11 protein-coding genes and 1 tRNA gene are annotated in these 14,087 nt (G+C 70.3%); 9 read left to right on the top strand and 3 right to left on the bottom strand.

Annotated elements, in window-relative coordinates; translation table 11 throughout:
* Positions 1-141 precede the first annotated feature (141 nt).
* From OHA19_RS27200 to OHA19_RS27235, 8 genes are all read left to right on the top strand, one after another.
* On the top strand, positions 142-375 hold the full coding sequence (locus OHA19_RS27200; RefSeq protein WP_093897076.1) for a hypothetical protein: 234 nt from the start codon (positions 142-144) through the stop codon (positions 373-375).
* A gap of 140 nt (positions 376-515) precedes the next feature.
* Positions 516-588 (top strand) — tRNA-Ala (locus OHA19_RS27205).
* Positions 589-943: 355 nt separating this feature from the next.
* Positions 944-3,817: a leucine--tRNA ligase gene (leuS, locus tag OHA19_RS27210; RefSeq protein WP_405751985.1), complete on the top strand. Its 2,874-nt coding sequence runs from the start codon at positions 944-946 to the stop codon at positions 3,815-3,817.
* Between the two features lie 163 nt (positions 3,818-3,980).
* The gene (locus OHA19_RS27215; protein WP_405712517.1) at positions 3,981-4,745 is read left to right on the top strand and encodes a hypothetical protein; all 765 of its coding nucleotides are present in this window, start codon (positions 3,981-3,983) and stop codon (positions 4,743-4,745) included.
* 108 nt (positions 4,746-4,853) lie between these two features.
* Positions 4,854-5,699, top strand: coding sequence for a DegV family protein (locus OHA19_RS27220; RefSeq protein WP_405712516.1), 846 nt, complete (start codon positions 4,854-4,856; stop codon positions 5,697-5,699).
* Between the two features lie 765 nt (positions 5,700-6,464).
* Positions 6,465-7,139 (top strand): helix-hairpin-helix domain-containing protein, encoded by a 675-nt coding sequence (locus tag OHA19_RS27225; protein ID WP_405751988.1) that lies wholly within the window; start codon positions 6,465-6,467, stop codon positions 7,137-7,139.
* Positions 7,136-9,766 carry a ComEC/Rec2 family competence protein gene (locus OHA19_RS27230; RefSeq protein ID WP_405751991.1) on the top strand — a complete coding sequence of 877 codons (2,631 nt, stop codon included), beginning with the start codon at positions 7,136-7,138 and terminating at the stop codon, positions 9,764-9,766. Before OHA19_RS27225 ends, OHA19_RS27230 begins: the two co-directional genes overlap by 4 nt.
* A 172-nt stretch (positions 9,767-9,938) precedes the next feature.
* Positions 9,939-10,823 (top strand): YceI family protein, encoded by an 885-nt coding sequence (locus tag OHA19_RS27235; protein WP_405712511.1) that lies wholly within the window; start codon positions 9,939-9,941, stop codon positions 10,821-10,823.
* A gap of 108 nt (positions 10,824-10,931) precedes the next feature.
* Here OHA19_RS27235 and OHA19_RS27240 read toward each other — a convergent pair whose 3' ends face one another.
* Both OHA19_RS27240 and OHA19_RS27245 read right to left on the bottom strand, forming a co-directional pair.
* On the bottom strand, positions 10,932-11,177 hold the full coding sequence (locus tag OHA19_RS27240; protein WP_405712509.1) for a hypothetical protein: 246 nt from the start codon (positions 11,175-11,177) through the stop codon (positions 10,932-10,934).
* Between the two features lie 51 nt (positions 11,178-11,228).
* Positions 11,229-12,212 (bottom strand): aldo/keto reductase, encoded by a 984-nt coding sequence (locus tag OHA19_RS27245; protein ID WP_405721434.1) that lies wholly within the window; start codon positions 12,210-12,212, stop codon positions 11,229-11,231.
* Positions 12,213-12,458: 246 nt separating this feature from the next.
* On the opposite strand from OHA19_RS27245, the gene holA reads away from it, so the two are divergent.
* A complete protein-coding gene (gene holA, locus OHA19_RS27250) occupies positions 12,459-13,445 on the top strand; it encodes a DNA polymerase III subunit delta (RefSeq protein ID WP_405712507.1) in 987 nt (328 codons plus the stop codon).
* Between the two features lie 253 nt (positions 13,446-13,698).
* On the opposite strand, the gene rpsT is transcribed toward holA, so the two are convergent.
* On the bottom strand, positions 13,699-13,965 hold the full coding sequence (rpsT, locus tag OHA19_RS27255) for a 30S ribosomal protein S20 (protein ID WP_072483588.1): 267 nt from the start codon (positions 13,963-13,965) through the stop codon (positions 13,699-13,701).
* Between the last annotated feature and the right edge of the window lie 122 nt (positions 13,966-14,087).

The raw sequence follows: 14,087 nt of genomic DNA on the forward strand, positions 1-14,087 counted from the left end.
GACCGAACGGGAGGGAGCGCGATGCCTGCGAGCCGCCACGAGGTCCCGGACCTGCCCCTTGTTCTTGGTTTCCCACCAGCCCCCGAGAATGGCGGGACCCTTTTCGTGTGCACCGCCCGCGGCCAAAGCCGGAGCTGACCCATGGGTGCACACAGGCGGAAATGCGACTGGTGCGGCAGCGGTACGCCCATCGTCAGGGACATGGACCCGATCAATCCGGAGTACCAGTACTGGTGCGAGGAGTGCGCGCGGGCGCTGGTCATAAAGGGCGACCCGATCGAGACCTATCGGGAGCTGGAGGGGGAACCGATCTACGGTCGGCTGCTGGAGGAGCACTGCACGCTCAAGCGCTTCTACTCCTTCGCCACGGCCTGACTCTCCTTCCGGCGCCGTCGACCTCGGCCCAGGCATCGCAAATCAGTCAAATCGGAGCGGCCGGGAATCGATTTGGCGGACTGGCGGGGTCACCGGTAATGTTCTCGATGTCGCCAGGGAGACCGGGCGGAAAACAGCGCGGGGCTATAGCTCAGTTGGTAGAGCGCCTGCATGGCATGCAGGAGGTCAGGAGTTCAATTCTCCTTAGCTCCACAGTGAAGTACAGGAAGCGGGTCGCCCATACAGGGTGGCCCGCTTCTCGCATATGTGCGTGCGCCGATGCCGGAAGCGATGCCGGAGGCCGGAGTTCCGCCGCATGGCTGCTCCCGCCGCCCTGTCCATGGTTCGGTCACGCCCGGCCCGGCTCCGGGCCCGTGCGGTACCCTGACGCCATGCGTGCCGTACGCCTTCTGCTTAGCGAGCCGCGCTGATCAGTCCCGACCGGTGAGAATGCCTGGTCGGAATCGGCGCGGCGTCCCCTCCTGTGCGAGGGGTTTTTTCGTTTCCGTAGACGCGTGTCCGTAGACATGGGCGCCGGCAGATGACGATCGATGGAGCTTTGAGGATCATGAGCGAGACGACTTCCGCAGCCGAGACGGCTGCGCCGCACCGCTACACGGCGGCGATGGCCGCCGACATCGAGGCACGCTGGCAGGACTTCTGGGACGCCGAGGGCACGTACGAGGCGCCGAATCCGACCGGTGACCTGGCAACCGATCCGGAGCTGGCCGCCAGGCCGAAGAAGTTCATCATGGACATGTTCCCGTACCCCTCGGGTGCGGGCCTGCACGTCGGCCACCCGCTGGGCTACATCGCCACCGATGTCTTCGCCCGCCACCAGCGCATGACCGGGCACAACGTGCTGCACACCCTGGGCTTCGACGCATTCGGCCTGCCCGCGGAGCAGTACGCGGTGCAGACCGGCACGCACCCGCGGGTCTCCACCCAGGCCAACATCGAGAACATGACCGCCCAGCTGCGCCGGCTGGGCCTGGGCCATGACAAGCGCCGCTCGTTCGCCACGATCGAGTCGGAGTACTACAAGTGGACCCAGTGGATCTTCCTGCAGATCTTCAACTCCTGGTACGACACCGAGGCCGACCGCGCCCGTCCGATCGCCGAGCTGGTCGAGCAGTTCGAGAGCGGTGCGCGCCCCACCCCGGACGGCCGTGACTGGAGCGCGCTGAGCGCCACCGAGCGCGCGGACGTCCTGAGCGGGTACCGCCTGGCGTACGCCTCCGACGCGCCCGTCAACTGGGCGCCCGGCCTGGGCACCGTCCTGGCCAACGAAGAGGTGACGGCCGACGGCCGCTCCGAGCGCGGCAACTTCCCCGTCTTCAAGGCCAAGCTGCGCCAGTGGAACATGCGCATCACCGCCTACGCCGACCGGCTGCTGAACGACCTGGACGGGCTGGACTGGCCCGAGGCGATCAAGCTGCAGCAGCGCAACTGGATCGGGCGTTCCGAAGGCGCGCGCGTCGACTTCCCGGTCGACGGCGCCGACAGCATCACCGTCTTCACCACCCGCCAGGACACCCTGTTCGGCGCTACCTACATGGTGCTGGCGCCCGAACACGAGCTGGTCGAAGAGATCACTCCGGCCGCCTGGCCCGAGGGCACCCACGCGGTGTGGACCGGCGGATACGCGTCCCCGGCCGAGGCGGTCGCCGCCTACCGCAAGCTGGCCGCCGCCAAGTCCGACGTGGAGCGGCAGGCCGAGGCCAAGGACAAGACCGGTGTCTTCACCGGTGCGTACGCGACCAACCCGGTCAGCGGCGAGAAGGTCCCCGTCTTCATCGCCGACTACGTCCTGATGGGCTATGGCACCGGCGCGATCATGGCCGTACCGGCGCACGATGCGCGCGACTTCGCCTTCGCGCGCGCCTTCGAGCTGCCGATGCGCTGTGTCGTCGAGCCTTCGGACGACCGCGGCACGGACCCCTCGACGTGGGAGGAAGCCTTCGGCTCGTACGACGCGAAGCTGGTCAACTCCGCCAACGACGAGATCTCGCTGGACGGCCTGGGTGTCGTCGACGCCAAGGCACGGATCACCGAGTGGCTGACGGCGCACGGCGTCGGCGAGGGCACCGTCAACTTCCGGCTGCGTGACTGGCTGTTCAGCCGCCAGCGCTACTGGGGCGAGCCCTTCCCGATCGTCTACGACGAGGACGGCATCGCCCACCCGCTGCCCGAGTCGATGCTGCCCCTGGAGCTGCCGGAGGTCGACGACTACTCGCCGCGCACCTTCGACCCCGACGACGCCGACACCCAGCCCGAGACTCCGCTGTCCCGGAACGCCGACTGGGTCAACGTCACCCTGGACCTGGGCGACGGCAACGGTCCGAAGAAGTACCGCCGCGAGACCAACACCATGCCCAACTGGGCGGGCTCCTGCTGGTACGAGCTGCGCTATCTGGACCCGGACAACGACTCGAAGCTGGTCGACCCGGCGATCGAGCAGTACTGGATGGGCCCGAGCGAGGGGCAGCCGACCGGCGGTGTCGATCTGTACGTCGGCGGCGCCGAGCACGCCGTCCTGCACCTGCTGTACGCCCGCTTCTGGTCGAAGGTGCTGCACGACCTGGGGCACATCTCGTCCGTCGAGCCGTTCCACAAGCTGTACAACCAGGGCATGATCCAGGCGTTCGTCTACCGGGACAGCCGCGGCATCGCGGTCCCGGCGGCCGAGGTCGAGGAGCGCGACGGACAGTTCTACTACCAGGGCGAGAAGGTCAGCCGCGTCCTGGGCAAGATGGGCAAGTCCCTGAAGAACGCCGTCACGCCGGACGAGATCTGCACCGAGTACGGGGCGGACACGCTGCGCCTGTACGAGATGGCGATGGGCCCGCTGGACGTGTCGCGGCCGTGGGACACGCGCGCAGTCGTCGGCCAGTACCGGCTGCTGCAGCGGCTGTGGCGCAATGTCGTCGACGAGGAGACCGGTGAGGTCACCGTCGTCGACACGGAGCCGGGCGAGGAGACGCTGCGTGCGCTGCACAAGGCGATCGACGGGGTCGGCCAGGACATGGCCGGGATGCGCTTCAACACGGCGATCGCCAAGGTCACCGAGCTGAACAACCACCTGACCAAGGCGGGCGGGCCGCTGTCCCGCACCGTCGCCGAGTCGCTGGTGCTGCTGGTGGCGCCGCTGGCACCGCACATCGCCGAGGAGCTGTGGCGCCGGCTGGGCCACACCGAGTCGGTCGTGCACCAGGACTTCCCGGTCGCCGACCCGGCGTACGTCGTGGACGAGACCGTGACCTGCGTGGTGCAGATCAAGGGCAAGGTCAAGGCGCGCCTGGAGATCTCCCCGTCGATCTCGGACGAGGAGCTGGAGGCGCTGGCTCTGGCCGACCCGGCCGTGGTGGCGGCGCTGGACGGCGCGGGCATCCGCAAGGTGATCGTGCGGGCGCCGAAGCTGGTCAACATCGTCCCGGCGTGATGACGAGGCATCCCGCGTGAGGCGCTGACCGCGCCCGCACGGCGGTGTGGGGGTGTCCCCCTACGGGCAGGTTGAGGGTTCCGCTGGAACCCTCGGCCTGCCCTTTCCGTTTACGGTGGAGGGGCCGGCACCCGGCAGCCGAAACGACATCCGAGGGGCACTCATGGAATCCGTGATCCTGATTCTGGGGTTGCTCTTCTTCGCGTTCGTGGCCCTGGGCGTGTACGCGGGCGTCAAAGCGGTGGGCGCGGCGAAGCGCGGTGTGGACCGAACAATCAGCCAGGCGCGCCGCACGGTCGAGGAGACCACGCTGCGGGCGAAGAGCTACGGGCAGACAGGTGTGGGCGGCGAGCTGGCGCAGCTGAGGCTGGCGCTGCGCACATCCATGCGGGCCACGCAGGAGGCGTTGCGGGCCGGAGTCGCCGAGGACGCCTCGCTCTCGGAGTCGCTGGGCCTGTTCCAGCGGCTGAGCGTGCACGGCCGCGAGCTGGACGACGAGCTGAAGAAACTGGAACGCGAGCCCGACCGGGCGACCGTCGCCGCGCTGCTGCCGAGCCTGAAGCAGCGTACGGAGCGGATCACGCACTCCGCGGATTCGCTGCGATGGGCCGCGCGTGACCGGGCGCGGCGCTTCTCGGACGACTCGCTGGACGCGCTGAACGCACAGATCGACGTGGAGGCGGGGGCGCTTCGGCACTGGACTGTGGAGACGGACGAACCGGTCCAGGGACAGGGCGGCCGGCCGCAGGGTGACGCGAGCGGGCAGAGCCGGGGACCGGAGCAGGAACAGCGGCCGGGGCAGGGGCAGCGGCCGGGGCAGGGGAGCGGGCCGGCCGACGGCGAGGCGCGGGCGATCACGGCCCCCGACCCGCGACGGCAGACCGGATACTCATGGCAGAAGGCGGCCCGGCCCGAAACGACGAACTGACACGTTCGATGACCGGCGGTGACCGGATGCGGTCCGAAGCGATCAGGAGAGATCATTCGGCCGGGGTCGGACTGCCAGGACACGGACTCGCCAGGTAACCTCCCGCTCATGTCCCGCCATGTCGCGATCGTCACCGATTCCACGGCCTACCTGCCGCCCGAGACGATGGAGCGGCACGGCATCACCGCGGTGCCGCTGACCGTCGTCCTCGGTGATCAGGCTCTGGAGGACGGCACCGAGATCTCGGCCCGTTCCCTCGCCGTGGCGCTCCAGAAGCGTCGTCCCGTGACCACGTCCCGGCCGAGTCCCGAGGTGTTCGCCGCCGCGTACCGGGCGGCGGCCGAGGCCGGAGCCACCGGCATCGTCTCGCTGCACCTCTCGGCCGAGATCTCGGGTACGTACGATGCCGCGCTGCTCGCGGCGAAGGAGGCGCCGGTTCCGGTTCGGGTGGTGGACACCGGGATGGTCGCCATGGCCCTCGGATTCTGCGCTCTGGCCTCGGCGGAGACGGCGGAGGCGGGCGGAAGCCTGGACGAGGCGGTCGCGGCCGCGGAGAAGCGGGCGGCGGGCACCTCCGCGTACTTCTACGTCGACACGCTGGACTATCTGCGTCGCGGCGGCCGCATCGGTGCCGCACAGGCCCTGCTGGGGTCGGCACTCGCTGTGAAGCCGCTGCTCCAGCTCGACGGCGGCCGTATCGAACTGCTGGAGAAGGTACGGACGGCCTCGAAGGCGATCGCGCGCCTTGAGGAGATCGTCGCGGAACGGGCGGGCAGCGGCCACGTGGACATCGCCGTGCACCACCTCGCGGCCCCCGAACGGGCGGAGCGGCTCGCGGAGCGGCTTCGCGAGCGGGTCCCGGGTCTGGTCGATCTGCATGTGAGCGAGGTGGGCGCGGTGATCGGTGCGCACACCGGGCCTGGTCTGCTCGGGGCAGTGGTCTCGCCGCGCTGACCTGGTCGGTCTGCCGGTCGCTCCTGCCGGTCGCTCCTGCCGGTCGCGCCTGTCGGTCGTGTCTGGCGGCGTCCTGCGTGCGGTGCGTGCCGTGCGTGTCCTGCGTGCTCTGAGTGTTCTGCGTGTCTTGGGTGTCACCCTCCTGAGTGGCCGAGATATCCACAACTAGTTGGTTGTCCACCGGAATTTAACCTGTCCAGCGGATTCGGGCAGATGTGCCTACCGTCATGAGGCATGGCTCCCCGATCACATCGTGCAACCAGCGGCAGCGGCCCCGGACGGTCCCCGGCCTCGGACGGCCGTGTCCGTAGCGGCCCCGGCACCGGACCAGGTGGCGGCGCCGGGGCCGGACCATGCGTGGGGCTCGGCCTCGGGCCCGGTCGGCGACGGGCGGCGCGCGGAGGTGCGACCGCCGTAGCCGTGGCTTCGCGCCGTCGGGCGGACGCGCTCATGACGGGTGCGTACGGTGGACGGGTCGCGCGGCCAGTGCTGGGGATCGCCCCGGCTTCGGTCTCGACTCCGGCTTCCGTCTCGGCTCCGGCATCGGTATCGGTCTCGGCTCCGGCCTCGGCTTCCGTCTCGGCTCCGGTATCGGTCTCGGCTCCGGCCCCGGCTTCCGTCTCGGCTCCGGCATCGGCATCGGCATCGGTCTCGACATCGGTTTCGGAGTCGGACTCGACCTCGGTCATGGTTCCGGAGCCGGTCTCCGGAGAGTCAGGGCGGTGGCGGGCGCGGCTGGGTCCCGCGCTGCGGGAACGGATTCCGATGTGGCTTCAGCTCAGATGCGGCTTGGAGCCAAAGACCCTTGCCGCGTTGGCTGTTGTCCTGGTCGCGGCCGGAGTCTTTGCCGCAGTGCATTTCTGGTCCGCGCGCCCTCACTCCGTGCGCGCGCCCGATCCGGTCGACGAAGCCGCGCACGCCCGGACGTCGTCCCCCGCGTCGGACGGCGTCGGAGTGCCGGAGCCCTCACCGGGACCGCCACCCGCGACGGGGCCGAGCGGGCACATCGTCGTCGACGTGAGCGGCAAGGTGCGAAGGCCCGGTATCCGGCAACTGCCGTCCGGCTCAAGGGTCGCTGATGCGTTACGCGCGGCCGGCGGAGTCCGGGCCGGAGCTGACATCACGGGGCTCAACCGGGCGAGGGTGCTCATGGACGGAGAGCAGATCGTGGTGGGCGCCCCGCCCGGCCCTTCAACTGTCGGCGGTACGGGAGGAGTTGCCGCGGGCGGCGGCGGGATTTCAGCGGCTGGCCCGGTCAGCCTCAACACCGCGACCGTCGAACAACTGGACACGCTGCCCGGTGTTGGCCCCGTTCTCGCCCAGCACATCGTCGACTACCGCACGCAGCACGGTGGTTTCCGGTCCAACGATGAACTGCGTGAGGTCAACGGGATCGGTGACCGCCGGTTCGCCGACCTCCAACCACTGGTGGGGCCATGAGCCACCTGGACGTCCATGCTGTGTCGGGCCGCCGGCTGGGAGTCTCCGAACCGAGGCAGGAGGGCCCGGCCGATCTCCGTCTGGTCCCGCCCGCGCTGGCGACCTGGGCCGGAGCGGCGCTGGCGCTGAGTGCGCCGGGGCAGTGGACCACGGCGGGGGTGATGCTCTGCGTGGGCACGGCCATGGTGCTCCTGGCCATGTCGGGAGCCTCTGCGGCCCGTGCACTGCGCAGGGGGGTGATGGCACACACCGCGACGGACATGACACCCGCCGATGCCGATGCCGATGCCGACGTCAGGGGCAGGGGCAGGGGCAGGGGTGGGGGCGAGGCTGCGGCAGGCGGGCGGCCACGGGCCACGGCGACCGCCACTGCCACCGCTGCGGCGTTGCTCTGTGCGGCGGCCGGGGCAGCGGCGGCCGGCTTGCACAGCGCGGACGTACGGCAGGGGCCGGTCCACGTGCTGGCCCAGCGGTTCGCGAGGGTCGAGGCGGAGGTGACGGTGACGTCCGATGCCCGACGGACCACGCCGCGGGTGCGGGGCGACCACAGCACGCCCGCCGCCCTCCTCGTGGACGCCGAGATCACCCGGCTGACCGGGCCCGACGGCGCGGTCACCAGGCTGAGTACGCCGGTGCTGCTGATCGTCTCGCCCGGCGGATCGACGGGGCAGTGGCAGCAGTTGCTCCCCTCCACGCACCTGCGTGTCGGCGGACGGCTCTCGCCGCCACTGCACGGCGGGGAGCGCAACGCCGCAGCATTGCGCCCCGAGGGCAAGGGGCCGCCTCGCGTCATCGGACCCCCTTCCGCCCTCCAGCGCACGGCAGGCGCGCTGCGCGGCGGACTGAGGCAGGCCACCGCACGGCTCGATCCCGATGCGAAGGCCCTTCTGCCGGGCCTGGTGGTCGGCGACACGTCACGGATCACCCCCGAACTGCACGAGGCGTTCAAGGCCGCCGACCTGACCCACCTGATGGCGGTCTCCGGTGCCAACCTGGCGATCCTGCTGGTCCTCCTCATCGGACCGCCGGGCACGGCGCTCCTGGCCGAACGCCGTGGGCTGGCACCCCGGTTGGGGATCCCGCTGCGGCTCACGGCACTGCTCGGCGGTGGGCTCACGCTTGCCTTCGTCATCGTCTGCCGGCCCGAGCCGAGCGTTCTGCGGGCGGCGGCCTGCGGGTCGATCACCCTGCTCGCCATCGGCACGGGGCGGCGCAGATCACTGATTCCCGCGCTGGCCGCCGCGGTCCTGTTGCTGGTGCTCCACGACCCGTGGATGGCGCGCAGTTACGGTTTCGTCCTCTCCGTGCTGGCCACCGGTGCCCTGCTGACCATCGCCCCGAAATGGAGCGATGCGCTGCAACGGCGCGGAGTCCCGGCCCGGCTCGCAGAGGCGCTGGCCGCGGCAGCCGCTGCGCAGGCGGTGTGCGCGCCAGTGGTCGTGCTGCTCGCCTCCCGGGTCAGCCTGGTGGCGATCCCATGTAATCTGCTGGCGGAGCTGGCGGTGGCACCGGCCACGGTCCTCGGGTTCGCCGCGCTCGCCCTGGCGCCGGTGGCCATGCCAGTGGCGGAGCTGCTCGCCCGGGTCGCGGGGTGGCCGACCGGCTGGATCGCCACGGTGGCCCGTACCGGGGCGGCCCTGCCCGGGGCGGAGATCGGCTGGCCCGACGGCGCGAAGGGGGCGGTGCTGCTCACCGTGCTGACCGCTCTGGTGGTGCTCTTCGCCCGTCGAATCGTGCGGCACCCCTGGGTCTGTTCGGCTGCCGCCCTGCTGTTGGTCCTCGCGGTACTGCGCCCGGTGCCGCTCACCCGGGTACTGACCGGATGGCCGCCGCCCGGCTGGGCGTTCGCGATGTGCGACGTGGGGCAGGGGGACGCCCTGGTGCTGGCGGCGGGGGACGGTGCGGGGGTGGTCGTCGACGCGGGACCCGATCCGTCACTCGTCGATCGGTGCCTTCGCGACCTGGGCATCACCGAGGTGCCGTTCCTGGTCCTCACGCATTTTCACGCCGACCATGTGCGGGGCCTGCCCGGGGTGCTGCGGGGCCGGGCGGTGGGCGCGATCGAGACGACGAGCCTGGACGAACCGCCGGACCAGGTCGCGTTCGTACGGAGAACGGCGGCCGAATCGCACGTGCCCCTGGTCCGGGCCGCGCCGGGGGAACGACGCCGGATTGGGGCGCTCGACTGGCGGGTTCTCTGGCCGGCGAGCGTCACGGGGGCCGGCGGCATGACGACAGGGCCGGGCGCCGGTCCCGTACCGCTGGAGCCGAACAACGCCAGTGTCACCCTCTACGTCCGGACCGGCGGGCTGACCCTGCTGCTTCTGGGAGATCTCGAACCGCAGTCCCAGCAGGGGGTGTTGCGCATATACCCCGCACTGCCGAGGGTGGACGTGCTCAAGGTCGCGCATCACGGCTCCGCGCATCAGGACCCCGCGCTGCTGCGCAGTGCGCACCCCCGGTTCGCCCTGGTGAGCGTGGGCAGGGACAACCCGTACGGTCACCCGGCCGCGCGAACCGTCGACGCGCTCCGAGCGGGCGGCGCCGTGGTGCTGCGTACGGACACCGACGGCGCGATCGCCCTGACGGGTGCCGGTCCGGGGCTGCGGGCGGTGGGCCGGTCATGACACGATCAATTCGGACCTTCGGTAACACCTCCACCCAAGCCCCTGCGAGCTGCTCTGTTTGCCTCGAACACCACAATGGTGATCGAATGCATGCTCGTCGGTGGGCCGCTGCTCCGACAGAGACGTCCAGCCGCCGGGCCCCAAGGTGAATCGACCCGGGGGAAGGTGGAACATGTTCGGTCGTTGGCTGAATGGCAGGCGGGCGGCGGGGGCCGCGCAGGGCAATGCCCTTGCCGGACTTGAGGTGCCGCGTACCGCCGGACTGCTCAGTTGCCGGGTGCTCGACCCCGTCAACGAGATCGTGCCGCAGGCCGAGTTCGCGGTCACGGACGGCGCGGGCCGCAAGGTCTTCGGCGGTGAGACCGACCCGTTCGGCAATGTGCTCGCCACCGTCCCGGCCGGTGAGTACCGGCTGGCCGTCACGGCCGAGGGCTTCACCCCGTTCCACGCGTCGGCCACTGTGACCGAGGGCGGTCACGCGAGCCTGGGCGATGTGACCCTGCAGTTGTCCGCGCCTCCGCAGCTGCCCGCACCGGGGGAGTGGGAGGTCGAGCCGATGCATTCACAGATCGGCTTCACCGCCCGGCACATCGGGCTGGCGCGCATCCACGGCCGGTTCAACACCTTCGCGGGGGCCGTGCGGATCGCCGACCGCATGGAGGACTCGGCCATGCACGTGATCATCGACGCCGCGTCGATCGATACGAACGTCCAGATGCGGGACGACCATCTGCGCTCCAGTGACTTCCTCGACGTCGGACGCTACCCGACGATGGAGTTCTACAGCGAACGCTTCGTCCACCGGGGTGGCACCCGCTGGGGCGTCACCGGTGCGCTCACGCTGCACGGCGTCAGCCGCACGGTGACCCTGGACACCCAGTACCTCGGGCTGGGCAACGGTCTGGAGGGCGAGACCCGTGCCGCCTGCCGGGCCACCACGGAGCTGCACCGCGAGGATTTCACCCTCACCTGGCAGACCATGCTGGCCCGCGGCATCGCGGCCGTCGGCTCCAGCATCTCCATCGACATGGACATCCAGATCGTCCCCAAGGGCTGAGGTTGTCGCGTGATCCCTGGTGGATCAGCGTCCTGCGTCTGACGCCGCACGCCCGCCAGGGTTTCGGGACAGTCCTCTCAGCGGCAGACGGCAGGATGACGACCGGGCCTAAGGCGCTTCGAGCCATCCCTCGTACTCCGCGGCGAAGGCATCCAGTGCCGAGGAGTCCAGCCGCCCGGACGGGTCCGCCACGACCACCAGCCACTGGGCGTCCTCGGCATCGTCCTCACCGGCCAGTGCATCGCGTACGAGCTGGGGCTCCTCGGTGATCCCGAAGCGGTCGCCGAGTTCCCCGGCCACCTCCTCCGCGGCATCCCGGTCGGGCAGCACCAGCACATGTCTCACATCGCTCACCTGCCCATTCTCCCGTACCGGGTGCGCCGCGTGGTCGGATGGAGCCGGTCTCTAACGGCCGTTCATGTGCATGACGCTCTCGGGGTACCGGCTACCGGCGACCACCGACGGCGGCAGCGCCGCGTCCAGGCGCCGCAGCTCGTCCGGGCCGAGCGTGAGTTCCGCCGCCGCAAGGTTCTCCTCCAGCGTCGACCTGCGCTTCGTGCCGGGGATCGGCACGATGTCGTCGCCCTGGTGCAGCAGCCAGGCGAGCGACACCTGCGCCGGGGTCGCCCCGCACCCGCGCGCGACGTCCCGGACCACGTCGGCAGCCGCGGAATTGATTCTGAAATTATCGCTCTGGAGTCGTGGATCGTGCCTGCGATAGTCGTTCTCCAGGCACTCCTCCGCGCGGAGCGCTGTGCCGGTCAGGAATCCGCGACCCAGTGGAGAATAAGGAACGAGACCGATACCCAGGTCTCGGATCACCGGTAGAATCTCCTGCTCCAGGTGCCGTTCCCGCAGGGAGTACTCGGTCTGGAGAACCGATACGGGACAGACCTCGTGAGCTCGGTGGACGGTGTTCGCTCCCGCTTCCGAGAGGCCGAAGTGAAGCACCTTTCCGGCCGCGATGAGTTCGCCGACTGCTCCGGCCACGTCCTCGATCGGCACCTCCAGGTCCACCCGGTGCTGATACAGCACATCGATCCGGTCCGTACCCAGCCTGCTCAGACTCCGGTCGACCGCCTCGCGTACGTGCTCGGGCCGACTGTTGAGCGCACCCCGCACGGTGCCCTCGTACTCCCAGCCGAACTTCGTCGCGACGACCGCGTCGTCCCGACGTCCGCGCAGCGCCCTGCCTAAGAGCTCCTCGTTGACGAACGGGCCGTAGGACTCCGCCGTGTCGAAGAAATCGCAGCCGAGGTCGAGTGCGCGATGGATGGTCCTGATGGATTCCGTGTCGTCCGGAATTCCATATGTCTGACTCATTCCCATGCATCCCAGCCCGAGGGCGGAAACTTCCAGCTCGGTATCGCCGAGCCGACGGCGTGGAATCGTTGACGAATTCAATTCAGATTCTCCCCTGAAATGCGATGGATCCGTTATGTCGGCAGGAACTCTAGCAACGTGCGGAATTTTCCCGGCAGGGGCAGGGGCAGGGGCAGGGGCAGGGGACAGGCGGCAGGGGAGAGCAGTAGGGGCGAGCGGCGGGAGGGGCGGACGGGTGGCAGGCCGGGTGGGCAGGGGAGGCGGGGGAGGGAGGCCGGGGGCTGTCAGTGGTGCGTGGGATGCTGGACGACGATGGCCACCAGAAGGAATTCCACCGACGACCCGCTCGCCCCCCTCACGCTCGCCGTGGGTCAGGAGGACCTGCTCCTCGACCGCGCCGTGCAACAGGTGGTGGCGGCGGCCCGCGCCTCCGACCCCGATACGGATGTCCGCGACCTCACCTCCGACCAGCTCCAACCCGGCACCCTCGCCGAGCTGACGAGTCCGTCGCTCTTCGCCGAGCGCAAGGTGGTGATCGTGCGCAATGCGCAGGACCTCTCCGCCGACACGGTCAAGGACGTCAAGGCGTATCTCGGCGATCCGGTCGAGGAGATCACCCTTGTCCTCCTGCACGCGGGCGGTGCCAAGGGCAAGGGCCTGCTGGACGCGGCGCGCAAGGCGGGTGCGCGGGAGGTCGCGTGCCCGAAGACGACCAAGCCGGCCGAGCGGCTCTCGTTCGTACGGTCCGAGTTCCGGGCGCTGGGGCGTTCGGCGACGCCCGAGGCGTGCCAGGCGCTGGTCGACTCCATCGGCAGCGATCTGCGGGAGCTGGCGAGCGCGGTCTCTCAGCTCGTCGCGGATGTCGAGGGCACCATCGACGAGGCGGTCGTCGCCCGTTACTACACGGGCCGCGCCGAAGCGTCGAGCTTCACGGTCGCCGACCGCGCGGTGGAGGGCCGGGCGGCGGAGGCGCTGGAGGCGCTGCGCTGGTCGCTGTCGACCGGAGTGGCGCCGGTGCTGATCACCAGTGCGCTGGCGCAGGGCGTACGGGCGATCGGCAAGCTGTCCTCGGCCCGCGGCGGGCGGCCCGCCGACCTCGCCCGCGAGCTGGGCATGCCGCCGTGGAAGATCGACCGGGTGCGGCAGCAGATGCGTGGCTGGACACCCGACGGGGTGGCCCTCGCGCTGCGGGCGGTCGCGGACGCGGACGCGGGGGTCAAGGGTGGCGGAGACGATCCGGAGTACGCCCTTGAGAAGGCCGTGGTCGCGGTGGCGCGGGCCGCACGGGCGGGGCGGTAGCCCTCGGCCGTTCGAGCCGCTCCCCTCGGCCGCTCCCCACGGCCGTTCCGGCCCTCGCGTCGCTCCCGCTCTCGCGTGCGTACGCCGAAGGCCCCGGTCCTCGCTCTGGGGAGAGCTGAGGGCGGGGCCTTCGGTTCACGCTTGGTGCGCCGCACCCGCGTGGCGAACGCAGGTTCGGTGTGCGGCGCGGGGTGCCGGTCAGGAACGGGAGAGAGGGCCCGTTGGGTCCGTCCCGGCGATCACATCAGAATGCTCAGCCCTGGAGGGAGGCAACCTTGGACGCCAGCGCCGACTTCTTGTTGGCGGCGGCGTTCTTGTGGATGACACCCTTCGAGACGGCCTTGTCGAGCGCGCGGGAGGCGTCGCGAGCGGCCGAGGTGGCCTTCTCGACGTCACCGGCGGCGGCAGCCTCACGGGCCTTGCGGATAGCGGTCTTGAGCGAGGACTTGACGGCCTTGTTGCGCAGGCGCGCCTTCTCGTTCGTCTTGTTCCGCTTGATCTGGGACTTGATGTTCGCCACGAAAGAGCCTTTTCAGGTTCGTTGGATCTTCGATGTGCGCCCCACGGCCTGAGAGAGTCGCGAGGCACAGCTGTCAACGGTACCAGCCCCACTCCGACCGGCCCAAACCGGCCTCCGCCCCG

It is taken from the genome of Streptomyces sp. NBC_00012 (genome assembly GCF_045040875.1).
Lineage (GTDB): Bacteria > Actinomycetota > Actinomycetes > Streptomycetales > Streptomycetaceae > Streptomyces.

Coding starts and splice junctions, on each gene's coding strand:
- OHA19_RS27235 (WP_405712511.1), top strand. CDS start 9,939: ATGTTCGGTCGTTGGCTGAATGGCAGGCGGGCGGCGGGGGCCGCGCAG.
- OHA19_RS27220 (WP_405712516.1), top strand. CDS start 4,854: ATGTCCCGCCATGTCGCGATCGTCACCGATTCCACGGCCTACCTGCCG.
- OHA19_RS27230 (WP_405751991.1), top strand. CDS start 7,136: ATGAGCCACCTGGACGTCCATGCTGTGTCGGGCCGCCGGCTGGGAGTC.
- OHA19_RS27215 (WP_405712517.1), top strand. CDS start 3,981: ATGGAATCCGTGATCCTGATTCTGGGGTTGCTCTTCTTCGCGTTCGTG.
- holA (WP_405712507.1), top strand. CDS start 12,459: ATGGCCACCAGAAGGAATTCCACCGACGACCCGCTCGCCCCCCTCACG.
- OHA19_RS27200 (WP_093897076.1), top strand. CDS start 142: ATGGGTGCACACAGGCGGAAATGCGACTGGTGCGGCAGCGGTACGCCC.
- OHA19_RS27225 (WP_405751988.1), top strand. CDS start 6,465: ATGTGGCTTCAGCTCAGATGCGGCTTGGAGCCAAAGACCCTTGCCGCG.
- leuS (WP_405751985.1), top strand. CDS start 944: ATGAGCGAGACGACTTCCGCAGCCGAGACGGCTGCGCCGCACCGCTAC.